This is a genomic window from Streptomyces sp. NPDC005791, assembly GCF_042871485.1.
GTDB lineage: Bacteria > Actinomycetota > Actinomycetes > Streptomycetales > Streptomycetaceae > Streptomyces.
Genome location: NZ_JBIAIP010000007.1, coordinates 72,288 through 93,774 on the forward strand (window position 1 = coordinate 72,288; position 21,487 = coordinate 93,774).

Below are 21,487 nucleotides of genomic sequence, written 5' to 3' on the forward strand. Positions count from 1 at the left end.
CCCCCCGCCATGTCCGGCGGCGAGTAATCCATTCAGCCAGCAAGCGGTCTGCATGTCCATATACAGCCCCTGCGTCCCTGCCGGTCCCGGCCCTCACATTGCGGGCCCGCTCTCCCCTGCGGACCCTGGGGTCATGATCCCAGCCAATACGAGAGGGCCGGGCGGCGTCGTCATCCGCTACGGCGACCCCGACGCCGCGCACGTGCTGAGCGTCTACGCCGATCTGCGCTGCCCCTACTGCAAGCGCATGGAGCTCGGTCTCGGAGCCGTGATGGAGCGGACCGCGGACGAGGGAAGGTTCGCGGTGGACCACCATTTCGGCACGTTCATCGACGACGCCGCGGGCGGCAGCGGCTCTCTGGAGGCACTGGCCGCTCTGGGGGCCGCGGCGGACGAGGGACAGAAGCCGTTCATGCACTTCCTGCGTGCGCTGTACGCCGATCAGCCCAGCGAGGAGGTGGACGCCTTCGCCGACCGGGACACCTTGCTGCGGCTGGCCGACGAGGTCGAGGCGCTGCACACCGACGGCTTCCGGCAGAAGGTCATGGAACGCACCTACCTGCCCTGGGCGGCGCAGGTCTCGGCGGCCTTCGGGACGAGCGGCGTGCGGTCCACCCCGACGGTCCTGATCGACCGCACCCCTGTTCCCGTCATCAGCGCCTTGGGATACGCGATCACGCCCGAGGCCTTTCTCGCCGAGGTGACTCCCCTCTGAACGCCCGGACCGTACGTCCTCCGCACGCCCGGACCGTACGTCGGAACATGCCCGGGACCGTGCGTCAGAACACGACGCGGGCCGCCAGCAGCGCGGCCCGTGCCGCGGGCTCACCCTGCAGTTCCAGAGGGCCGCGGGCCGACCGCCCCGACAGGTGCCGGGCGAAGTCGACCGCGTCCGCGTGGAGGGTGGCCGCCGGGGTGCCGATGCCCAGCAGCCGGCGCCCTCCGGCGCGGCCGTGGAGGTCGAGCTCCGACGTGGGGCCCGTCCAGGCGAGGGCCAGGTCCAGCACCACCTGGTCCACGATCTCCCGGTCGTGCCCGTCGAGGACCGGCTCGGCCCCGATGGCGTCACCGAGGTCCACCCGGTGCATCCAGGTGTCGCGGGCGACGAGGACGTTGCCGAGGTAGTCCATCGAGTCGTCGGGCAGCGCCTTCGCCTCCGGGTAGAGCAGACTCAGCCGGATCCTGCGGCGCACCGGGGCCGGCATACGGCGCAGCGCGACGAGCCCCTGGGGTGCGAAGTGGGCGAGGGCGCCGATCAGTTCCCGCCCCGGGACGGCCTGCCGGTCCTCGACCTGGGCCTGGTTGTGCCCGTCCAGCGGGCCGAGGTGCGGATGTGTCCGCGCGGCCCGTCGGACGCGCCGCACGGCGGTCCAGGGGCGCGGCAGCTCCTCGTACTGGCCGACGATGTGGGCCAGCATGTCCCGGACGTTCCAGTCGGTGCAGGCGGTCGGGCGCCGCCAGTCCTCGTCGGCCAGCTCACGGAACACGGTGAGCGTCGCCCGGAGCTCGGCCTCGTTGACCAGACGGGCCCGCGTCCCGGTCGTACGGGGAACGGCACGGGCGGACGTTGTCGTGGTGGCCATGGGCGCGCCTCCCGTCTTCCGACAACCACGCTACGCCGACGGGGCACGGCCCGCCCCGTGCGGCGGGCCGCCGGAACAGGGGGTCAGCCCCCATGACCGGGCCTCCCGGGCTTCGTACGGTGAACACATGGAAGCCCGGATCGACGGCCTCGTCGTCGCCTGGCTGGGTGTCATCGGCGTGAACGCCGTGCACTCCGCCCGCGCGTGGCCGTGGGCCCGGAAGAAGCAGCGGCCCGTGTCCGACCGGGACGGCTGAACCTCGGGTGCCGGGTGCTTCCGCACGTGAATAATCGCGGGGACCGCCGCACCCCCGGTTGCCCGGGGGGCGGGACGACGGCGGTCCCCGCGAGGGACGCGGTCCCGGGTCAGGGCCGGGTGTCGCGTCCGGGCGACGGTGGAGGTCCGGGAGCCGCTCCGTAGTCCGTGTCGCCGTATCGGGTGCCGGCGGGTTTCCCTGCCGACACCCCTTACTGTGCCGGAGCCGTGTTAAGCCGGTGCTGCGTCAACGTGTCGTGCTCGTACCGTTTGCGCGAACCCGGGACACCCGCGCCCGCAGACCCGCGCTCACTGCTTGGGCGCGGCGTCCTTCGCCAGGAAGGCCAGCAGATCCTGCCTGCTCACGACACCCGTCGGCTTGCCCTCGACGAGAACGATGGCCGCGTCGGCACCGCCGGTACCGCTGAGCACGGCCATCAGGTCCTCGACGGGCTCCCCCGATCCGACCTGCGGCAGCGGGGCCGACATGTGCTTCTCCAGCGGATCCGACAGCAGGGCCCGCTGGGTGAACAGCGCGTCCAGGAGCTGACGCTCCACGACGGAGCCGATGACCTCGGCGGCCATCACGTCCGGGTGGCCCGCTCCCGGCTTCACGATCGGCATCTGGGAGACGCCGTACTCCCGGAGTACCTCGATGGCCTCGCCGACCGTCTCCTCCGGGTGCATGTGGACGAGCGAGGGGAGCGGTCCGTCCTTGAAGTCGAGGACCGCGCCGACACGGGCGGAGGGACCGGAGTCCTCCAGGAAGCCGTAGTCGGCCATCCACTCGTCGTTGAAGATCTTGCTCATGTAGCCGCGGCCGCTGTCCGGCAGCAGGACGACCACCACGTCGTCGGGACCGAGGCGCTCGGCGACCTCCAGGGCCGCGACGACCGCCATGCCGCAGGAACCGCCGACGAGCAGGCCCTCCTCCTTGGCGAGGCGCCGGGTCATCCGGAAGGAGTCCTTGTCCGAGACCGCGACGATCTCGTCGGTGACCGTACGGTCGTAGGCGCTCGGCCAGAAGTCCTCGCCGACCCCCTCCACGAGGTAGGGGCGCCCGGAGCCGCCGGAGTAGACGGAGCCCTCCGGGTCGGCGCCGATGATCCGCACGCGGTCCTCGCTGACCTCCTTGAGGTAGCGGCCCGTGCCGGTGATCGTTCCGCCGGTGCCGACGCCCGCGACGAAGTGCGTGATCCGCCCGTCCGTCTGCTTCCAGAGCTCGGGGCCCGTGGTCTCGTAGTGCGAGCGCGGGTTGGCGGGGTTGGAGTACTGGTCGGGCTTCCAGGCTCCCGGCGTCTCGCGGACCAGCCGGTCGGAGACGTTGTAGTAGGAGTCAGGGTGCTCCGGGTCGACCGCCGTCGGGCAGACGACGACCTCCGCGCCGTACGCCCGCAGCACGTTGATCTTGTCCGTGGACACCTTGTCCGGGCAGACGAAGATGCACTTGTAGCCCTTCTGCTGGGCCACGATCGCCAGGCCGACACCCGTGTTGCCACTGGTCGGCTCCACGATCGTGCCCCCCGGCTGGAGCTCGCCGCTCTGCTCGGCCGCCTCGATCATGCGCAGCGCGATGCGGTCCTTCACCGACCCGCCGGGGTTGAAGTACTCGACCTTGGCCAGGACCGTCGCCTGAATGTTGGCCGACACATTGCGCAGCCTGACCAGCGGGGTGTTGCCGACAAGACTGATCATCGAATCGTGGAATTGCACCGTGTACTCCGGGATCTCCGAGATGGTCAGGCAAGAGTATGCGTACGGGCAGCAGATCGGGCGAAGCGATTGAGCCGCACCCTCCACGGGGCAGGTAGTGCGTGTACGGCTGTACGGCACGGAGGAGGTGGACCGGACTGTGTCGAGAGCGAGGGTGGCACGGCGGATCGCAGCGGGAGCGGCCTACGGGGGCGGCGGCGTCGGTCTGATCGGTGCGGCGACGGTGGGCCTGGTACTGGCCGAGGTGCAGCTGGCGAAACGACTGGTGGGCGGGGGCAAGGCACCGGTCCCGCCGAGCGCGGACGGGCGGTACGGGGTGGCGTTCGCCGGCCCTGCCGACCCCTTGCGCTTTGTCCTGCTGGGCGACTCGACGGCGGCCGGGCAGGGCGTGCGCAGGGCCGGTCAGACCCCTGGGGCGCTCCTGGCGTCGGGGCTGGCGGCGGTGGCCGAGCGCCCGGTGGACTTACGGAACGTGGCCTTGCCGGGCGCCCGGTCGGACGATCTGGAGCGACAGGTGTCCATGGTGCTGGCGGACCCGTCAGGGGTGCCGGACGTCTGCGCGATCATGATCGGCGCGAACGACGTGACCCACCGGATGCCGGCGACACAGTCGGTGCGCTGTCTGAGCGCGGCCGTACGGAGGCTGCGCACGGCCGGTGCCGAGGTGGTCGTGGGCACCTGCCCGGACCTCGGGACGATCGAGCCCGTCTACCAGCCCTTGCGGTGGCTGGCCCGGCGGGTCAGCCGGCAACTGGCGGCGGCCCAGACGATCGGCGCGGTGGAACAGGGCGGACGGACGGTCTCGCTGGGGGACCTGCTCGGGCCTGAGTTCGAGGCGAACCCCCGGGAGCTCTTCGGCCCCGACAACTACCACCCCTCGGCCGAGGGGTACGCGACTGCCTCGATGGCGATGCTGCCCACCCTGTGCGCGGCCCTCGGGTTGTGGCCGGAGTCCGACCATCTGGACGGCTCACGCCGCGAGGGCCTGCTGCCGGTCGCCAAGGCGGCCTCCCGCGCGGCGAAGGAGGCGGGCACGGAGGTCACGGCCGCGCGGGCGCCGTGGGCCCTGCTCAAGCACCGCAGGCGTCGGCGCCTGCCCGCCCACACGGAACCGGTGCCGCACGAGGACACGGAGCAGGGCTCGGACGAGGGGCCGGCGCACGGACGGGGGTCGGGGGCGACATGGCGGCGGGCATGAGCAGGGCGCTCCTGCGCCCGGAGGCCCGGGGCGGGCGGGCCGGGGACACGCAGAGGAACACTCCGGGGAACAATGCGGGCGACTGAGCGGTTGCTTAGAAAAGAGGTCCGCATCACATCGCCTGTTGGGTGACCTCCGCTGTACGTCCGGGTAACTTCCAAGGCAGCCCAGCCTTCCTGCCTTCCATCCCTCATGGAGCCGCGTGATGCCCGAAGCCGTGATCGTCTCTGCTGCCCGTTCGCCCATCGGCCGGGCCTTCAAGGGGTCCCTCAAGGATCTGCGCGCGGACGACCTGACCGCCACCATCATCCAGACCGCGCTTGCCAAGGTCCCCGAGCTGGACCCGAGGGACATCGACGACCTGATGCTCGGCTGCGGCCTCCCCGGCGGCGAGCAGGGCAACAACCTGGGCCGCATCATCGCCGTACAGATGGGGATGGACCACCTCCCCGGCTGCACGGTCACCCGCTACTGCTCGTCCTCGCTGCAGACCAGCCGCATGGCCCTGCACGCCATCAAGGCCGGCGAGGGCGACGTCTTCATCTCCGCCGGCGTCGAGATGGTGTCCCGCTTCGCGAAGGGCAACTCCGACAGCCTGCCGGACACCCACAACCCGCTCTTCGCCGACGCCGAGGCCCGCACCGCCGCCCGGGCGGAGCAGACCGGCACGAGCTGGACCGACCCGCGCGAGGAGGGTCTCGTCCCGGACGCGTACATCGCGATGGGACAGACCGCCGAGAACCTGGCCCGGATCAAGGGCGTCACCCGCCAGGACATGGACGAGTTCGGCGTGCGGTCGCAGAACCTCGCCGAGGAAGCCATCAAGAACGGCTTCTGGGAGCGCGAGATCACCCCCGTGACGACACCGGACGGCACGGTCGTCTCGAAGGACGACGGGCCCCGTGCGGGCGTCACCCTGGAGGGCGTGCAGGGCCTGAAGCCGGTGTTCCGCCCCGACGGACTCGTCACCGCGGCCAACTGCTGCCCGCTCAACGACGGTGCCGCCGCCCTCGTGATCATGTCCGACACCAAGGCGCGCGAGCTGGGCCTGACCCCGCTGGCCCGCATCGTCTCGACCGGTGTCTCCGGCCTGTCCCCCGAGATCATGGGCTACGGACCGGTCGAGGCCAGCAAGCAGGCTCTCGAGCGCGCCGGGCTGACCGTCGGCGACATCGACCTGGCCGAGATCAACGAGGCGTTCGCCGCCCAGGTCATCCCGTCCTACCGGGACCTCGGGCTGCCGCTGGACAAGGTGAACGTCAACGGCGGCGCGATCGCCGTCGGCCACCCCTTCGGCATGACCGGCGCCCGCATCACCGGCACGCTGATCAACAGCCTGCAGTTCCACGACAAGCAGTTCGGCCTGGAGACGATGTGCGTGGGCGGCGGCCAGGGCATGGCCATGGTCATCGAGCGGCTGAGCTGAGCCGCAGCGGAGGGTAGGGGTCGCCCGAGGAACGAGGGCGCCCCCTGCCCGCAGCGGAGGCGAAGCGAACGCGAGCGACAACGCGAGCGGCTGAGCTGAGCCCGCCGGGCTGAGAAGGCGTTGTCGTACCGAGAGGTTCGATCGCGGGTCGAACTTGGGTGCCCGGTTGGGTGATCGACTCGTGGCCGGGGAATGAAAGTAGGGCCTCCCGAACAGCTCATGGGTGTTGAAGTCCATTCGAGCGTCAGGAGGCCCTGCGCCTCAGCCTTGCGTGCCGGTGTTGGTGGAGTCCAACTCGGGCACTCCGTCGTGTGACTGTCTCGCCCACATGTACGGGAACGCCGCCGACCATGGTGAGCGGGCTCGTCATTACCCCTCGGACATGACGGACCGGAAGTGGCCGAGGTCCGTGCCGTGATGCCGGTTCCCGGCTCGCTGGAGGGCCGTGGCGGGCAGCCGGAAAGCTACCGCCACCGGCAGGCAGATGGTCGACGCGATCCGCTTCCTCGTCGACAACGGCATTAAGTGGCCTGATCTGCAAAAGATCTGGGAGGCGGGGATGACGAGCGCCGACAAGTGGAAGCTCAACAGTACAGGTTACTTCGAAAAGACGTTTACTTTCGGAGGGGCAGGAACTAAGTCCACTTCGCACGGCAACGGCGCTGCCGCCACCCAGGTGACGCTGGTTGTCGAACAATACGGGGACGGCCCCACCAACGAAGTCATTACAATGTACCCGGGACCACAGTAAGTCTAGGCGCATAAGGAGTCCGGGGGCTGCCGCGCCGAGATCTAAGCGGCAGCCCTCTGCCCTTTTCAGTTTTCTTTGCCTGCACAACTCGCCACCTACAGAAAAGAATAAATTGGAAGTGAACAATGTCGCCCGTGTACTACGTCAGGCTGCTGCTTCTGGGGACGCACAGCAGGTCGCTGAGGTATTGACGTCGGGCGTTTCCCCCGACCTACGCGAAACCGACAGGAGTCGCACCGCTCTCGATCAGGCCGTCTGGAACAATCATCCCGACGTGGTACGAATTCTCTTGGCCGCCGGAGCTGACCCTAATTCCACAATGGGCGAATACCACGAGACGTATGCGCTACGATACGCCGCACCCCGAGGTATGCGCGAGATAGCTCAACATCTCCTCGACTCGGGTGCGCCTCCCGACGGTCCAGGCAGTCTCGATCAAACCACACCATTAATACTCGCTGCCGCGCAAGGCGATGTTGGAATGGTGAGGCTACTGCTGGACCGGGGAGCCTCACCCAATCTTGCAATAGAACTACAGTTGGTTGAAGGCGTCGCCGAAAAACTTGGAATTCAAACAAGGCACAGCCCTCTGTCCAGTGCGGCCGAGAGCGGGCATCTAGAAACAGTGCAGCTTCTTCTGACAAGAGGTGCGAGGCCGGATGACGAGGTATTGGAATCCGTGACGAGGGGCATGGCGAGAACCGAAGTGACGTCCCCCGTTAATCGCCGTGGCAGCCCTGAAGAATTTTCCCTGGTCAGGGAGGTCATCGAGCGAGCACGGGACCTCTCATAACTGATCGTTTCAGAATGCGAACTGGCCTTTCGGTTGAGACGGGGCTCAGCGGTGCGCCGGAACTGGTAGCTCTGGTTGCGCGTTGGCTCGACAGGACTGACGGGCTGATCCTCTACCGCCCGACGGACCTTGCCGAGCCCGAGGGTAGGACACGTCACGTCGGGCGATCATCGGTCTGATGCCGCGCTTCTGCGGCAGGCGGCGGTACTTGCCGAAGTCGTTGCCCCGCTCGGCATACAAGTGCTGCGGCTTACGGCGAGGTCGCCCTCGCAGCCCCCGGATCGGCAGAACCGCCTCGGCCGCCGCGAGTTCGGCCTGGATGCGGTCGGCTTCCTCGCGCAGCCCGTCCACGCGACGACAGGCGGCAAGCTCGTGCTGTTCCAGCAGTCCGACAACCGACGGCATCCGCGACCTCCACGGGAGCGACGAAACGACGATCCATCACTCCCACACGGACGCCACCTCTATCCCTGACCAGGGAAACGCAGTCACCAGACTCGGAAAGACAACAGGCTCCGAGCTCCTGGGCAGGTCAGGGCCTCCTCGTGGGGCAGCTTTCAACCGACCCGAGCTCCGATCGTGATCGAATCTCCCCCAGGATGTGATCTGCGTCCCGGGGGAGAGACATTTCTGCAGGTCACACCCACCACAGGCCCCACAACCGGGCCCAAAGACCTGTCCAATTCGTGACGTAATGCACTGACAGCAGGCATCGGCACAGAGCAAGCTGATGTAGGAAGTCGGGGGTGTCGATTGAAACCGGGAGTATGTCAGTGAGCGTCATGCCGTTTGCCCTGTTGCTGACCACCGCCGCTGCCACGGCCGTCGGCGCCGCCGCTCTGCACGCTGCTCACGGGCTGCGCAAGCAGGTCACCGCCCTGCGCACGGAGCTGGCGGAGGGACGAAGCCTGCAGGCGTCCGTGCCCGAACAGCACAGTCGCAGCTCCGGCACACCCGCCGAGGAGATACGCGCGGCCGTAGCCGACGCCCTCGCCGAAGAGCGGGAGCGCGAGCTCGCCGAGGCCCGCGCCTTCTGGGCGGCCCAGGAGGCACGCGACGCCGCAGACGCCCCGTCACTGCTCGGCGGCCTCGGCGACGACGCCCCGTTCTTCATGCCCCGGCAGACCGACTTCGCGGGCCTGGAGGCGATGGACCTCGAAGCCGGTGAGGCCTTGGAGGAGCTGGCGGAGCTGGCGGAGCTGACCGACTTCACCGACCTCCCGGAGGCCGTCGAGGTCGCCGAGTACGCGGAATTCGCCGAGGACTCCCCCGAGCTGGCCGCAGCCCGTCGCCGCCACCCCTCGCACCCGGACTTCGTCCCCGTGCAGACACCCGTCGTCACCGACCATGAGCGTACCGTGAACAGGCTGGAAAGGCTCGCCGATACCGCCACGGAGCTCACCGACGTACGCCCCGGCCCCCTCGGGACGCTCGATGTCTACGTCTTCGCCGACGGCACCACGCTCTGCATGACACCAGGGCACCGGGAGACCGCCGAGCGGCTCGCCGACTCGTTGCGCTCCGGTGAGCAGCCGGTGCTGCTGGGAGGTTCCGGCGTCTCCGGCGCCTACGCGCTGACGTTCTCGTGCGGCAAGGAGAACGTCTACATCCTCGCCGACCGCGTCATCGCCTCGTTCTAGCGAGGTTCGGGTGCGAACGCCCGCGCCGCCGCCTCCTCGACACGCCGCACGGCCTCGTCCAGCTCCTGGGACGAGGCCGTTTCCAGTGCCACGGCCAGGTCCCGGCCCGCGACCGCGAGCTGGTCACCGACCGCGAATATCCCGACGTCGGGCATGATCCTCGGCTCCCGGTCCGGCGCCTCGGCGCGCTGGGCCCGCGCGGACAGCTCCCTGGCCGTCTCCAGGGCCTCGGCGGCCACGCCGCGCTGCAGCCGGCTCTGCGGGGTACTCCGGAGTCGGTCGGCGAATCGGTCCACGGCGGCGATCAGGGGGGTCGTATCGAGCACGTCGCGACCCTACGCGCCCCGGACCGACGGGGGCCAACGCGCCTGCGGCTCCACCGAGGCACACGCTCCCCGCGACGGCGAAACGGGACGGGCCCGCACGCGCGATGCGCGTGCGGGCCCGTCCCGTCGTCGTGCCTACGAGGTCAGTCGTCCCCGTTGAGGATGGAGAGCAGACGCAGCATCTCCAGGTAGATCCACACCAGGGTCAGGGTGAGGCCGAAGGCCGCCAGCCAGGACTCCTCGCGCGGTGCGCCGAAGTTGATGCCGTCCTCGACCTGCTTGAAGTCCAGGGCCAGGAAGCACGCACCGAGGATGATGCCGATGACGCCGAAGAGGATGCCGAGGCCGCCGCTGCGGAAGCCCAGGCCGTCACCGCCGCCGAACACGCTGAACAGCAGGTTGACCATCATCAGGAGCACGAAGCCCATGGCGGCGGCCATCACGAAGCCGTAGAAACGGCGGGTGACGCGGATCCAGCGCATCTTGTACGCGATGAGCACACCGGCGAAGACACACATGGTGCCCATCACCGCCTGCATCACCGTGCCGGGGCTGATGTAGGTGCTGACCGCGCTGGAGATCACTCCGAGGAAGACACCCTCGAAGGCCGCGTAGGCCAGGATCAGCGCCGGCGAGGCCTTGCGCTTGAAGGACTGGATCATCGCGAAGACGAACGCCACCAGGGCGGCGCCGATCGCGATGCCGTACGACTTGCCGAGATTGGCCTCGTCGACCGGCAGCAGGGCCCAGGAGAGCGCGGCGGTGAGCACCACGGTGCCCAGCGTCATCGCCGTACGGGTGACGACGTCGTCGATCGTCATCGCGCCGGAGCGCGCGGGCGCCTGCGGGGCGCCGTACTGGGTGTCCTGCTGGGCGTAGGGGTTCGTGGCGTACGGGTTGGCGGCGGTGCCCTGCGCGTACGGGTTGGCACCCGCTGCGGGGACCCCGGCCTGCGGCGCCGCGTTGAAGCCCGCGTAGCCGTTGTCGCGGCTGAACCCCCGTCGCGAGAAGACCGGGTTGCTGCTCCTCATTTCACTCCTCCATGGCCACCTTGCGCGGCCTTGCGTCAAGAGTAATGGGTAGGCAAAACAATGACCCTAATACCGGAGGAGGATCTTCATGGAATCCGACGGTCCCATCCCTCCGGGGTCGTACGGAAACCCTCGTACCCTCCGGACTGATCCGCAAAAGGGAGGCGGCGGGAGCTCCGGCCACGGTCAGGCACGTCAGCGCTGGCCGTGGACGGCCTTGATGAGGTCCGCGAGGGAGGACCGGGCCTCGCCGTCCCGCTCCTCGTCGATCGCTTCCAGAGCCGCCGCCGCGGCCTCCCGGACATGGTGCGGAATCCCTTCGGCCGCCGTGACGCGATAGGCGGCCGTACGGCGCGCCGCGCGCTCGGCCGGATCCACCGCGTCGCGGCCGGCCAGCGGGAAGACGGCGGCCTCGTAGGCGGAGACGCCCAGCACCACCATGTCGCCGATCCCGTCGGCGTAGCCGCGCGCGGCGGCCTTCCCCTGCCCCTCCCGGATGCTCGCGGCCATACGGCGGCGGAACAGGACCCCGCCCAGGGCGGCACCGCCGCCCAGGGACAGGGCGCAGGCGAAGGCGAGGAACGGGCCGTCCCAGGCGAATCCCGTGAGCGCTCCCAGGCCGGTGAGCGCGACGGTCCAACCGACCGCCGACCGGGCGCTCATGTGCTCGGGTGTGGTGTCCATGCCGGGAGTCTCCCAGCAGGCCCCCCACGGTCCGGCGCGGGGTGGTGCGCCCAGCATCCGGGGGCCGGAGTGGAACATCGCTTCGGAGAGGGAGCGCGGCGGCACACGGGGCAGACCTCCCGGGGGGGCCGAACTGGTCACCGACGCCGACCATCGCGTGTACGTCCGCGAGCGGTACCGCACCTGGATGCTCGACCGGCTCCGCTGAATCCGCGACCGCGAGAACCGCCCCGGCGCACACAGAGTGACCATCCGGCACCAGGCACGCGTGCCCACCGGAGGCCGGCCGGCAGGAGATGGCGGCCGGAGCGGAGGAAGGCGGATCGGGCGCCCACGCGGTGCGGTGGTGCCCGGAGCCGGACTCGAACCGGCACGCCCCCGAGGAGGCAGCGAGGTTTAAGCTCGCCGTGTCTGCATTCCACCACCCGGGCGTGGGCGCGCGGCTCCGCGTTTGCCACAGGACCCTATCCGGGGGCTTCCCTCGAACAGCGGAACAGGCGCTCGATGTTGTCTTATTTTATTGATCGTGTGAGGGTCCGTCAGACACTACGGGCCGTATCAGCACACGCCCCACCCGATCGATGGGCACGAACCCTGGCAAACGGGAATGACGGAAACTCGCCGCACCCGTACGGCCCACACGCCATGGGCCGCGCCATCCTTCGCCAGGGCCCGCCACCTCACCCGTGGACGGTGTCGTTGACGCACCGGAGTACAGGCGGTGAACCCAGCGCCTTCGGGTCCTTCAGCACCGCGCCCGTGACATGGAACACGGTGCTCTCGCCGGGCAGCAGGGTGACGAGCATGTCGTCCACCTCGGCCGCCGGGTCCAGCCGGTCGGGGAAGAGCGCGAGATCGCGCAGCAGCGTCCGCGCCTTCACCGTGACCCGGTAGCCGATGCCCGATGCGTCACCGTCGGTGACGGTGACGTCATACCGCGCCGGCGGCAGTGCGAGACGGGTGTCCTCCTCGTAGAACTCGACCGCCCGCAGCTCACCGAGCTCCGCCACCAGCACCTCGCGGGTGCCGTCCTCCGGCTCGGCGACCGACGGCGGCAGGGGCACCCGGGTGACCGCGCGGGCCGCCGTTCCCACCTCGGCCGTCTCCTCCGCCAGGACCACGCCGTCCAGGGAGCGCCGGGTCAGCCGCAGCGTGCCCTCCCACGGGTGGGCCGAGTCGTTGACCAGGTGCAGGACACCGTCGCGTACGGCGACAAGACGGTCGGCGTACGCGGAGCGCAGGGCGTACCAGAGCGGCTTGCGGCGGCCGTCGCCGTCCACGGCCGCCCAGGACACGACCGGCCAGCAGTCGTTGAGCTGCCAGACGATCGCGCCCATGCAGTACGGACTGTGCGAGCGGAAGTGGCGGATGCCGAAGGCGACCGCGCGGGCCTGGTTCAGCTGGGTGAGCCAGTGCCAGTCGTCGAAGGACGCCGGCTGCGGAAGGTGGTCACCCAGTCCGCGCAGCAGCTTGGCGTCGCCGTCCTCCGCCTTCTGGTGATGGGCGATCAGCGGGGCGCCCAGGTCCAGCGGACCGCTGACGGCACGGCGCAGGGTCGCGTACGCGGGCGGGCCCTGGAAGCCGAACTCCGCGACGAAGCGGTGGGCGGTGTCGGCGTAATGGGTGTAGTCGACCCGGTTCCACACCTCCCACAGGTGGACCGTGCCCAGGGCTGGGTCGTTCGGGGGCAGCTCGGGGGAGCCGGAGTAGGGCGAACCGGGCCAGTACGGGCGGGTGGGGTCGATGTCGGCACACAGGGCGGGCAGCAGCTCGTGGTAGTACCCGTGGCCCCAGGTGCGGCCCTCCAGCTCCTCCTGCCAGCCCCAGTCCGCGTGACCCTCCAGGTTCTCGTTGTTGCCGCACCACAGCACCAGGGAGGGGTGCGGGGCGAGCCGGACGAGGTTCTCGCGCACCTCGGCGGCCACCTCGTCGTACAGCGGCTGCTCCTCCGGGTAGGCGGAGCAGGCGAACGGGAAGTCCTGCCAGACCAGCAGCCCCTTCTCGTCGGCCAGCTCGTAGAAGTCGTCGCTCTCGTAGAGGCCGCCGCCCCAGACGCGGATCAGGTTGACGCCCATGGCGATCGCCTGGTCGAAGCGGTCGGAGATCCGCTGCCGGGTGACGCGGGCCGGGAAACAGTCGTCGGGGATCCAGTTCACACCGCGTACGAAGACGGGCTCGTCGTTGACCAGGACGCGGAACGCGTCGCGCTCCAGGGTGACGCCTCGGAAGCCGGTCCGGCCGGCCCAGGTGTCGTCCTCGCCGAGCCTCACGGTGACGTCGTACAGCGGCTGTTCGCCGTGGCTGTGCGGCCACCAGACCTCGGCGTCCGGGACGGAGAGGGTGTGGGTGACCCGGCGCTCACCCGGCGGGACGGTGAGGACGGCGCGTACGCCCACCACCGCGACCGTTGCCGTCAGCTCCTCGTCACCGGCTCGGTCGACGTCGAGGGTGAGCGCCAGGCGCGGCACCCCGTTCCCGTCGAGGTCGGCGAGGACCTTCACCTCGGCGATGCGCGGGCCGGTCCAGGACTCCAGCGCGACCGACCGCCAGATGCCGGAGGTGACCAGGGTCGGCCCCCAGTCCCAGCCGAAGTTGCAGGCCATCTTGCGGATGAAGGGGTACGGCTCGCTGTACGCGCCCGGCAGATCGCCGAGTCCGTCGCGCATCGTCTCGGCGTAGGTGTACGGAGCGGTGAAGCGTACGTCGAGGGTGTTGAGGCCCTCGCGCAGCAGCTGCCGGACGGGGAAGCGGTAGCCGCGGTGCTGGTTGGCGGTGGAGCCGGCCTCGGTGCCGTTGACCAGGACCGTGGCGACGGTGTCGAGGCCGTCGAAGCACAGGTCGGTGGACTCGTGCTCGTCGGCCGACCAGGTGAAGGCGGTGCGGTACGTCCAGTCGGTGCGGCCGATCCAGCCGAGCCGCTTCTCGTTGTCGTCGAGGTAGGGGTCGTCGATCAGCCCGGCGGCCAGCAGGTCGGTGTGGACGCAGCCGGGGACGGTCGCCGGGACGCCGCCGGTGGGGATCTCCACGGGTGCGGGGCCGTCGGCGACGAGTGTCCAGCCGTCGTGCAGGGGCAGGTGGCGGGGGGTCACGCGGGGGTCCTTCCGCAGTCGGGGAGTCCGGCGCAGGCCTCCACGGGTTCGGCGGACGTCCAGGGCAGGTTCAGCCGGGGCACCGCGGCCAGGAGCGTGCGGGTGCAGGGGTGGTTGCCGAAGACCTTCTGGCGCAGCTTCACCTCGTACGTCCTGACGTCGGTCCAGCTGCCCGACTCGGCGAGCCAGGGCGTCAGCTTGCCTTCGTCCGGGTCGAAAGGGAACAGGGTCTCGTAGACCGGGCCCTGGGTGCCGGTCGTGTGGAGCGTCTCGTCGCGCGGCAGCGAGCCGCCTCCCGTGCAGGCGGTCGCGGCGAGTGTGTCAGGGTCGGCCTCCTACCTCAGACGTACGCGGGCCCCGCGGAGATGCGACTCAAGAGGGCCCCGGGAACGGGCACGAGGACTGACGACCCGGCAGGACACAGCGGTCACGATGGAGGGGTCCCCGCGATCCAGCCGAACCAGGAGTACCCCTGTGACCACCACCACCGTTCACCGCACCACCGCGGTCGCCGCCCGCGCCACGGAGTTGTCGAAGGTCTACGGCCAGGGTGAGACCCAGGTGGTCGCCCTCGACCGCGTGAGCGTGGACTTCCCGCAGGGGGAGTTCACCGCGATCATGGGCCCGTCGGGCTCCGGGAAGTCCACGCTGATGCACTGCGTGGCCGGTCTCGACAGCTTCAGCAGCGGCTCCGTACGCATCGGCGAGACCGAGCTGGGGACGCTGAAGGACAAGCAGCTCACGCAGCTGCGCCGGGACAAGATCGGCTTCATCTTCCAGGCCTTCAACCTGCTGCCGACGCTGACCGCCCTGGAGAACATCACCCTCCCGATGGACATCGCCGGCCGTAAGCCCGATGCCGCCTGGCTCCAGAAGGTCATCGACATGGTGGGCCTCTCCGAGCGGCTGAAGCACCGCCCCACGGAGCTCTCCGGCGGCCAGCAGCAGCGCGTGGCGGTCGCCCGCGCCCTGGCCTCGCAGCCGCAGATCATCTTCGGTGACGAGCCGACCGGGAACCTCGACTCCCGCTCCGGCGCGGAGGTCCTCGGCTTCCTGCGCAACTCGGTGCGTGAGCTCGGCCAGACCGTGGTGATGGTGACCCACGACCCGGTGGCCGCTTCCTACGCGGACCGCGTGATCTTCCTCGCGGACGGCGCGGTCGTCGACCAGATGATGAACCCCACCGCCGACGGGGTCCTCGACCGGATGAAGGCGTTCGACGCGAAGGGCCGCACCAGCTGACGCCTCAGCGGCTGCCGCACGACCTTTCCGCACTCCGAACTCCCCCCAGGAATCGACTTCATGTTCCGTACCGCCGTGCGCAATGTGCTTGCGCACAAGGCCAGGCTGCTGATGACCGTGCTCGCCGTGATGCTCGGCGTCGCCTTCGTCTCCGGCACCCTGGTCTTCACCGACACCCTCGGCAACGCCTTCCGTAACCAGTCCGCCAAGAACTACGACAAGGTGGCCGTCGCCGTCACGACGTGGGCCGAGCGCGGCGACGAGGACATCCCCGCCGTCGACGAGGCCACGCTCAAGAAGATCCAGGAACTCGACGGCGTGGCGGAGGCCACCGGCCGGGTCTCCGGCTTCGCCGGCGTCGCCGACACCGGCGGCAGACTCATCGGCGACGGCTGGTCCAACACCGGTTCCAACTTCTCCCCCGGCACCGACGGCAAGGACGCGCAGTACGCCTTCACCGAGGGCACGGGGCCGCTGAAGGCCGGCCAGGTCGCCCTCGACAAGGAGACCGCGAGCAAGGGCGAGTACCGCGTGGGTGAGCCGGTGCGGGTCGCCACCAACGGGCCGGTGAAGGAGTACACCCTCTCCGGGATCTTCACCACCGAGGACGGCGCCGTGAACGCGGGCGGCAGCCTGGTCCTCTTCGACACCGAGGTCGCCCAGCAGCTCTATCTGCGACCCGGCGAGTTCAAGGACGTCACCGTGACCGCCGCGGCCGGCACGTCCGACCAGCGGCTGCTGGACGCCGTGAAGCCCCTCCTCCCGGAGTACGCCGAGGCCAAGACCGGAGCGGCCCTCGCGGACGAGGAGGCCGAGAGGACCGAGAACAGCCTCAAGAGCCTCAACTCGATGCTGCTGGCCTTCGCCGCCATCGCGCTCTTCGTCGGTGTGTTCCTGATCACCAACACCTTCACCATGCTCGTCGCCCAGCGCACCAGGGAACTCGCCCTGATGCGCGCCGTCGGCGCGTCCCGCCGGCAGGTCAAGCGGGCCATCCTGCTCGAGGCGGGTGTGGTCGGTCTGATCGCCTCGGTGATCGGCTTCCTGCTCGGCGTCGGCCTCGCCACGGGGCTGCGCTCCGCGATGGGCATGTTCGGCGGGAAGATCCCGTCCGGTCCGTTGGTCGTCTCCCCCACCGCGGTCGTCTCCGCCTTCGCCGTCGGCGTGCTGATCACCGTGTTCGCCGCCTGGCTGCCCGCCCGTCGCGCCGCCAAGATCCCGCCGGTGGCGGCGATGAACAGCGTGCACGCGGTGGCCACCACCAAGTCGCTGGTCGTACGGAACTCGATCGGCGGGGTCCTCACCCTCCTCGGATCCGCCGCGATCGTCGCCGGTGCCGCTCAGGGCGACGAGAACGGCCGGTGGCTCCTCGGTGGCGGGGCCTTCCTCGCGCTCATCGGTGTCATCGTGCTCATCCCGCTGCTCTCCCGGCCGGTGATCGCCCTGGCGCGTCCGCTCATGCTGCGGCTGTTCGGGGTCTCCGGCAAGCTGGCCGCGCAGAACGCGGTCCGCAATCCGCGCCGCACCGGAGCCACCGCCTCCGCGCTGGCGATCGGGCTCACCCTGGTCACCGGTATCTCCGTGCTCGGCGTCACGCTCGGCCAGGCCATCGACAAGATGACCACGGACAACATCCAGGCCCACTACATGGTCTCGATGGCCAGCGGGGACGCGCTCGACGAGTCGGCCCTCACCGCCCTGCGCACGGCTGACGGCGTCGCGGCGGCCTCGCCCCAGCGGTCCGTCTGGCTCACCACCGGTGACGACGGCGTCTCGGCCTCCGGAGTCACCCCGGGCGACATCGAGAAGGTCTTCGCCCTGAAGACGGTCTCCGGCTCGCTGTCCTCCCTGAAGGACGGTGAGATCGCCGTCGACCGCGAGACCGCGAAGTCGCACGGCTGGAAGACCGGCGACAGCGTGCCCGTGACGTTCGACGACGAGAAGAAGGAGACCCTGAAGGTCGGCGCGCTCTACGAGGGCAACGAGTTCCTCTCCCCGGTCCTCATATCCGAGGAGGTCGTCGCCCCGCACGCGGGCCTCGCCGACATCCGCGAGATCTGGCTGACCATGGACGGCGGCGAGAGCGACGCCAACGAGCAGGCCGTGATCGACGCGCTCGGCGACAACCCGGCGATGAGCGTCGTGGACCGCCAGGGCATCCGGGACATGTTCGGCGGCTTCATCAACACCGCGCTGAACATCATGTACGCGCTGCTGGCCATGGCCCTGCTCATCGCCGTCCTCGGCGTCGTCAACACGCTGGCCATGTCGGTCTTCGAACGCCAGCAGGAGATCGGCATGCTGCGGGCGATCGGCCTGGACCGGCGCAGGGTCAAGCGCATGATCCGGCTGGAGGCCGTCGTCATCTCGCTCTTCGGAGCGGTGGTCGGAGTCGCCCTCGGTACGTTCCTCGGCTGGGCGATCGGAAAGAGCGTGTCCGCGTCGATCCCGGCTTACGCCCTGGTCATCCCGTGGGACCGGCTCGCACTCTTCCTGGCGCTGGCGGGGCTCGTGGGTGTGCTGGCCTCGCTGTGGCCGGCCCGTAGCGGCGCGAAGCTGAACATGCTGACCGCGATCAAGACGGAGTAGCCGTACGACGTGAGGGCCGGTACCCGCGGTGCGGGTACCGGCCCTCGCGCGTTCCCTGTTCAGCCGTTCGCCGACGCCGTCCAGTCACGGGCCCGCAGCGGCATGACCGCCGCGCCGCCCGTGTGCGGACGCACCGCGAGGATCTGGTTGACGCCGATCTTGTTGTGCTCGAAGGAGAGCGCGGAGGCCGCCATGTAGAGCCGCCACACCCTGGCCCGCCCGGGCGAGGTGGCCCGTACGGCCTCCTTCCAGTGCTTCTCCAGGTTGGCCACCCACTGGCGCAGGGTCAGTGCGTAGTGCTCGCGGATCGCCTCGACGTCCCGGGCCTCGAAGCCGGCCTCCTCCAGGGTGGCGACGGTGCGGCCCACCGGGGCCAGTTCACCGTCGGGGAAGACGTAGGCGTCGATGAAGTCGTCGACGTGGTAGGCCGACTCGTCCCTCTCGGGGCGGCGGGCGATCTGATGGTTGAGCAGCCGGCCCCCAGGCTTGAGGAGCGCGTAGAGGTCGTCGGCGTACTCCCGGAAACGGACCGAACCCACGTGCTCCGCCATGCCGATCGAGGAGACGGCGTCGTACGGACCGTCCCGGACGTCGCGGTAGTCCTGGACGCGGATCTCGATCCGGTCGGTGAGGCCCTCTTCGGCGATCCGTTTGCGGGCGAACGCCGCCTGTTCGGTGGAGAGGGTCACTCCGGTCACCCGGGCGCCGTACTCACGCGCGGCGTGGATCGCCATGGAACCCCAGCCGCAGCCGACGTCGAGGAGGCGATCACCCTCCTTCAGTGCGAGCTTGCGGCAGACGAGGTCGAGCTTGTCGCGCTGGGCGTCCTCGAGTGTGCCGCCCTCCTGCCAGTAGGCGCAGGAGTAGACCATGGACGGGCCGAGGACCATCGCGTAGAAGTCGTTGCCCACGTCGTAGTGGTGGCTGATGGCCTCCTTGTCCCGGCGCTTGGTGTGGAGCGCGCCGGTACGGCGGCGGATCTCCTCGGGGGGCGGGGGTGGCGGTGGCCAGGGGCCGGCCAGTTGGACGAGACCGCGGGCGAACGCCCGTACCTTCGCATCCCGTACGGGGTGCACGGTGTCCTTCGCGTCGGCCCCGCGTTCCCAGAGCAGCGCGGCGAGTGCGTCGAGGACCGCGTACAGATCCCCGTCCACGTCGATCTCACCGGCCACCCAGGCGCGGGCCAGGCCCAGCTCGCCCGGTTTCCAGAGCAGCCGACGCAGGGCGCGGCGGTGGCGCAGGACGAGGGCGGGGGCACCCGGCGGCCCGGATTCGCTGCCGTCCCAGGCCCGGATGCGGACCGGCAGGGGTTCTCCCAGCAACTCTTCGGCAAGAGCGGTCAGCCGCGATGCGGCGTCAGCCATGGTGCACACCTCCGTGGTGGTGTTTCCGAACGTGCCTAAATTCGCATATACGCACCCGGACCGGGCCGCGACACCTCGGGGCCACGGCGAGGTACACCGGCGTCAACGCCGTCCGGCACCCACGGCATCCCGTTTCCGGGCAACGGAACGGCAAAGTACCTGCGTGCACCATCTAGTGCCGCATCAGCCACGGCATTAGGGCGTGTTCCAGGAACGCCGAAGGGGCCGTCCGCACCACGGATGGCGGACGACCCCTTCGGTGACGTGCTGGGCCTAGGAGGCCTTGGCCTTCTCGCCGGCCTTGTCGCCGTCGGCCTTGGCCGCGACGGGGGCGGGACTCGGCTTGGCGGCCTCGTAGAACTCCTCGCGCGGAGTCTCCATGGCACCGAGCGAGACGACCTCGCGCTTCAGGAACATCGCCAGCGTCCAGTCGGCGAAGATCCGGATCTTACGGTTCCAGGTCGGCATCGCCATGCCGTGGTAGCCGCGGTGCATGTACCAGGCGAGACGGCCCTTGAGCTTGATCTTCACCTTGCCCATGACGATCATCGCGACGCCCTTGTGCAGGCCGAGTCCGGCCACCGCACCCTTGTTGGCGTGGCTGTACTCCTTCTGCGGGAAGCCCCGCATACCGGAGATGACGTTGTCGCCGAGGACCTTGGCCTGACGCAGCGCGTGCTGGGCGTTCGGCGGGCACCAGGCGTTCGGGTTGCCAGCGCGGCGGCCGACCATGTCCGGCACCTGGGCGTTGTCGCCCGCGGCCCAGATGTAGTCGGTGCCCTGCACCTGGAGCTTCTCGGAGGTGTCCACGTGACCACGCGGACCGAGCGGCAGACCGAAGCGGGCCAGCGCCGGGTTCGGCTTCACGCCGGCCGTCCACACGATCGTGCTGGAGTCGACCTCGAGGCCGTTCTTCAGCACCACGTGGCCGTCGACGCAGGAGTCCATGGAGGTCGAGAGGTAGACCTCGACACCACGGCTCTCCAGGTGCTCCTTGCCGTACGCGCCCAGCTTCGGGCCGACCTCGGGAAGGATCTTGTCGGCCGCGTCGACCAGGATGAAGCGCATGTCCTCGCGCTTCACGCTCGTGTAGTACTTCGCGGCGTCGCGGGCCATGTCCTCGACCTCGCCGATGGTCTCCGCACCGGCGAAGCCGCCGCCCACGAAGACGAACGTCAGCGCCTTGCGGCGGACGTCCTCATCGGTCGTCGAGTCGGCCTTGTCCAGCTGCTCGAGGACGTGGTTGCGCAGACCGATGGACTCCTCGATGCCCTTCATGCCGATGCCCTGTTCGGCGAGGCCGGGGATCGGGAAGGTACGGGAGACCGCGCCCATCGCGATGACCAGGTAGTCGAAGGGCAGCTCGTAGGCCTCGCCGACGAGCGGCGCGACCGTGGCGACCTTGCGGTCCTGATCGATGGTCGTGACACGGCCGGTGAGAACCTCTGCCTTGGGCAGCACGCGTCGCAGCGGGACGACGACATGCCGAGGCGAGATGCTGCCGGCAGCAGCTTCGGGGAGGAAGGGCTGGTACGTCATGTACGAGCGCGGGTCGACGACCGTGACGGTCGCCTCTCCATACCGCATCTTCTTCAGAATGCGACGAGCTGCGTACAGGCCTACGTACCCACCGCCTACAACGAGGATCCTGGGACGCTCCGTGGTGCTCATGCCATCGAGTATCCACCCCCCTCGGGGGGCATGCTCGTGAGCCCCTTCACAAGGTATCCGCCACCCTCTGCTACACTTCGCCGCCCACGTGACCCAGGTCATGGTGTGAACGGGGAACCACGACGCCCTGGC

General features: G+C 69.7%; 19 protein-coding genes, 1 tRNA gene and 1 pseudogene. 10 read left to right on the forward strand and 11 right to left on the reverse strand.

Features of this window, described 5'->3' with window-relative positions; all coding sequences use genetic code 11:
* The first annotated feature begins 133 nt into the window (after positions 1–133).
* On the forward strand, positions 134–715 hold the full coding sequence (locus ACFYSH_RS15675; protein ID WP_388752885.1) for a thioredoxin domain-containing protein: 582 nt from the start codon (positions 134–136) through the stop codon (positions 713–715).
* A 64-nt stretch (positions 716–779) separates the two neighbouring features.
* Here the strand turns inward: ACFYSH_RS15675 and ACFYSH_RS15680 are convergent, their stop codons facing one another.
* On the reverse strand, positions 780–1,583 hold the full coding sequence (locus ACFYSH_RS15680; RefSeq protein WP_388752888.1) for a maleylpyruvate isomerase family mycothiol-dependent enzyme: 804 nt from the start codon (positions 1,581–1,583) through the stop codon (positions 780–782).
* A 127-nt stretch (positions 1,584–1,710) separates the two neighbouring features.
* On the opposite strand from ACFYSH_RS15680, the gene ACFYSH_RS15685 reads away from it, so the two are divergent.
* Entirely contained in the window at positions 1,711–1,839 is a 129-nt protein-coding gene (locus ACFYSH_RS15685; protein WP_359471946.1) for a hypothetical protein, read from the forward strand.
* 308 nt (positions 1,840–2,147) lie between these two features.
* Here the strand turns inward: ACFYSH_RS15685 and ACFYSH_RS15690 are convergent, their stop codons facing one another.
* Positions 2,148–3,551 carry a cystathionine beta-synthase gene (locus ACFYSH_RS15690; RefSeq protein WP_359471944.1) on the reverse strand — a complete coding sequence of 468 codons (1,404 nt, stop codon included), beginning with the start codon at positions 3,549–3,551 and terminating at the stop codon, positions 2,148–2,150.
* A 154-nt stretch (positions 3,552–3,705) separates the two neighbouring features.
* Between ACFYSH_RS15690 and ACFYSH_RS15695 the strand changes: the two genes are divergently transcribed.
* The 4 genes from ACFYSH_RS15695 (at position 3,706) to ACFYSH_RS15710 (ending at position 7,719) form a co-directional block, all read left to right on the forward strand.
* The gene (locus ACFYSH_RS15695; protein WP_359471942.1) at positions 3,706–4,749 is read left to right on the forward strand and encodes an SGNH/GDSL hydrolase family protein; all 1,044 of its coding nucleotides are present in this window, start codon (positions 3,706–3,708) and stop codon (positions 4,747–4,749) included.
* Between the two features lie 205 nt (positions 4,750–4,954).
* Complete coding sequence (locus ACFYSH_RS15700) at positions 4,955–6,175, forward strand: acetyl-CoA C-acetyltransferase (RefSeq protein ID WP_388752892.1); 1,221 nt, start codon at positions 4,955–4,957, stop codon at positions 6,173–6,175.
* 484 nt (positions 6,176–6,659) lie between these two features.
* Positions 6,660–6,926 (forward strand): hypothetical protein, encoded by a 267-nt coding sequence (locus tag ACFYSH_RS15705; RefSeq protein ID WP_388752895.1) that lies wholly within the window; start codon positions 6,660–6,662, stop codon positions 6,924–6,926.
* Positions 6,927–7,044: 118 nt separating this feature from the next.
* Positions 7,045–7,719, forward strand: a complete 675-nt coding sequence (locus ACFYSH_RS15710) for an ankyrin repeat domain-containing protein (RefSeq protein ID WP_359471936.1) — start codon at positions 7,045–7,047, stop codon at positions 7,717–7,719.
* Positions 7,720–7,829: 110 nt separating this feature from the next.
* On the opposite strand, the pseudogene ACFYSH_RS15715 reads toward ACFYSH_RS15710, so the two are convergent.
* Positions 7,830–8,013, reverse strand: a pseudogene (locus ACFYSH_RS15715) (IS5/IS1182 family transposase); the annotation flags it as partial.
* A gap of 488 nt (positions 8,014–8,501) precedes the next feature.
* Here ACFYSH_RS15715 and ACFYSH_RS15720 point away from each other — a divergent pair.
* Positions 8,502–9,359 carry a hypothetical protein gene (locus tag ACFYSH_RS15720; RefSeq protein WP_359471934.1) on the forward strand — a complete coding sequence of 286 codons (858 nt, stop codon included), beginning with the start codon at positions 8,502–8,504 and terminating at the stop codon, positions 9,357–9,359.
* On the opposite strand, the gene ACFYSH_RS15725 is transcribed toward ACFYSH_RS15720, so the two are convergent.
* The 3 genes from ACFYSH_RS15725 to ACFYSH_RS15735 all read right to left on the reverse strand — a co-directional run bounded on the left by ACFYSH_RS15725 (position 9,356) and on the right by ACFYSH_RS15735 (position 11,400).
* Entirely contained in the window at positions 9,356–9,685 is a 330-nt protein-coding gene (locus tag ACFYSH_RS15725) for a hypothetical protein (RefSeq protein WP_359471932.1), read from the reverse strand. The two genes, ACFYSH_RS15720 and ACFYSH_RS15725, sit on opposite strands and share 4 nt — an antisense overlap.
* A gap of 143 nt (positions 9,686–9,828) precedes the next feature.
* Positions 9,829–10,716 carry a Bax inhibitor-1/YccA family protein gene (locus ACFYSH_RS15730; RefSeq protein ID WP_388752899.1) on the reverse strand — a complete coding sequence of 296 codons (888 nt, stop codon included), beginning with the start codon at positions 10,714–10,716 and terminating at the stop codon, positions 9,829–9,831.
* Between the two features lie 195 nt (positions 10,717–10,911).
* Positions 10,912–11,400 carry a hypothetical protein gene (locus tag ACFYSH_RS15735; RefSeq protein WP_388752902.1) on the reverse strand — a complete coding sequence of 163 codons (489 nt, stop codon included), beginning with the start codon at positions 11,398–11,400 and terminating at the stop codon, positions 10,912–10,914.
* Here ACFYSH_RS15735 and ACFYSH_RS15740 point away from each other — a divergent pair.
* A complete protein-coding gene (locus tag ACFYSH_RS15740; protein ID WP_388752904.1) occupies positions 11,399–11,608 on the forward strand; it encodes a hypothetical protein in 210 nt (69 codons plus the stop codon). The genes ACFYSH_RS15735 and ACFYSH_RS15740 overlap by 2 nt on opposite strands.
* Before the next feature lie 136 nt (positions 11,609–11,744).
* Here the strand turns inward: ACFYSH_RS15740 and ACFYSH_RS15745 are convergent.
* The 3 genes from ACFYSH_RS15745 to ACFYSH_RS15755 form a co-directional block, all read right to left on the reverse strand.
* Positions 11,745–11,831, reverse strand: a tRNA-Leu gene (locus tag ACFYSH_RS15745).
* Between the two features lie 249 nt (positions 11,832–12,080).
* A complete protein-coding gene (locus ACFYSH_RS15750) occupies positions 12,081–14,489 on the reverse strand; it encodes a glycoside hydrolase family 2 protein (protein ID WP_388752907.1) in 2,409 nt (802 codons plus the stop codon).
* Positions 14,486–14,632: a hypothetical protein gene (locus tag ACFYSH_RS15755; RefSeq protein ID WP_388752910.1), complete on the reverse strand. Its 147-nt coding sequence runs from the start codon at positions 14,630–14,632 to the stop codon at positions 14,486–14,488. Before ACFYSH_RS15755 ends, ACFYSH_RS15750 begins: the two co-directional genes overlap by 4 nt.
* A 289-nt stretch (positions 14,633–14,921) precedes the next feature.
* On the opposite strand from ACFYSH_RS15755, the gene ACFYSH_RS15760 reads away from it, so the two are divergent.
* Positions 14,922–15,731, forward strand: coding sequence for an ABC transporter ATP-binding protein (locus tag ACFYSH_RS15760; protein ID WP_388752913.1), 810 nt, complete (start codon positions 14,922–14,924; stop codon positions 15,729–15,731).
* A 60-nt stretch (positions 15,732–15,791) separates the two neighbouring features.
* Positions 15,792–18,320: an FtsX-like permease family protein gene (locus tag ACFYSH_RS15765; RefSeq protein WP_359471920.1), complete on the forward strand. Its 2,529-nt coding sequence runs from the start codon at positions 15,792–15,794 to the stop codon at positions 18,318–18,320.
* 59 nt (positions 18,321–18,379) lie between these two features.
* Here the strand turns inward: ACFYSH_RS15765 and ACFYSH_RS15770 are convergent, their stop codons facing one another.
* Together ACFYSH_RS15770 and ACFYSH_RS15775 are read right to left on the reverse strand one after the other, a co-directional pair.
* Positions 18,380–19,684 (reverse strand): class I SAM-dependent methyltransferase, encoded by a 1,305-nt coding sequence (locus tag ACFYSH_RS15770; protein ID WP_388752917.1) that lies wholly within the window; start codon positions 19,682–19,684, stop codon positions 18,380–18,382.
* A 273-nt stretch (positions 19,685–19,957) separates the two neighbouring features.
* Positions 19,958–21,355: an NAD(P)/FAD-dependent oxidoreductase gene (locus ACFYSH_RS15775; RefSeq protein WP_359471916.1), complete on the reverse strand. Its 1,398-nt coding sequence runs from the start codon at positions 21,353–21,355 to the stop codon at positions 19,958–19,960.
* Positions 21,356–21,487: the final 132 nt, after the last annotated feature.

Excerpts from the sequence above, each read along its gene's own strand:
- ACFYSH_RS15730 (WP_388752899.1), bottom strand. The coding sequence starts at position 10,716 with ATGAGGAGCAGCAACCCGGTCTTCTCGCGACGGGGGTTCAGCCGCGAC.
- ACFYSH_RS15740 (WP_388752904.1), top strand. The coding sequence starts at position 11,399 with ATGCCGGGAGTCTCCCAGCAGGCCCCCCACGGTCCGGCGCGGGGTGGT.
- ACFYSH_RS15770 (WP_388752917.1), bottom strand. The coding sequence starts at position 19,684 with ATGGCTGACGCCGCATCGCGGCTGACCGCTCTTGCCGAAGAGTTGCTG.
- ACFYSH_RS15675 (WP_388752885.1), top strand. The coding sequence starts at position 134 with ATGATCCCAGCCAATACGAGAGGGCCGGGCGGCGTCGTCATCCGCTAC.
- ACFYSH_RS15700 (WP_388752892.1), top strand. The coding sequence starts at position 4,955 with ATGCCCGAAGCCGTGATCGTCTCTGCTGCCCGTTCGCCCATCGGCCGG.
- ACFYSH_RS15705 (WP_388752895.1), top strand. The coding sequence starts at position 6,660 with ATGGTCGACGCGATCCGCTTCCTCGTCGACAACGGCATTAAGTGGCCT.
- ACFYSH_RS15685 (WP_359471946.1), top strand. The coding sequence starts at position 1,711 with ATGGAAGCCCGGATCGACGGCCTCGTCGTCGCCTGGCTGGGTGTCATC.
- ACFYSH_RS15765 (WP_359471920.1), top strand. The coding sequence starts at position 15,792 with ATGTTCCGTACCGCCGTGCGCAATGTGCTTGCGCACAAGGCCAGGCTG.
- ACFYSH_RS15720 (WP_359471934.1), top strand. The coding sequence starts at position 8,502 with ATGCCGTTTGCCCTGTTGCTGACCACCGCCGCTGCCACGGCCGTCGGC.
- ACFYSH_RS15760 (WP_388752913.1), top strand. The coding sequence starts at position 14,922 with ATGGAGGGGTCCCCGCGATCCAGCCGAACCAGGAGTACCCCTGTGACC.
- ACFYSH_RS15775 (WP_359471916.1), bottom strand. The coding sequence starts at position 21,355 with ATGAGCACCACGGAGCGTCCCAGGATCCTCGTTGTAGGCGGTGGGTAC.
- ACFYSH_RS15735 (WP_388752902.1), bottom strand. The coding sequence starts at position 11,400 with ATGGACACCACACCCGAGCACATGAGCGCCCGGTCGGCGGTCGGTTGG.
- ACFYSH_RS15680 (WP_388752888.1), bottom strand. The coding sequence starts at position 1,583 with ATGGCCACCACGACAACGTCCGCCCGTGCCGTTCCCCGTACGACCGGG.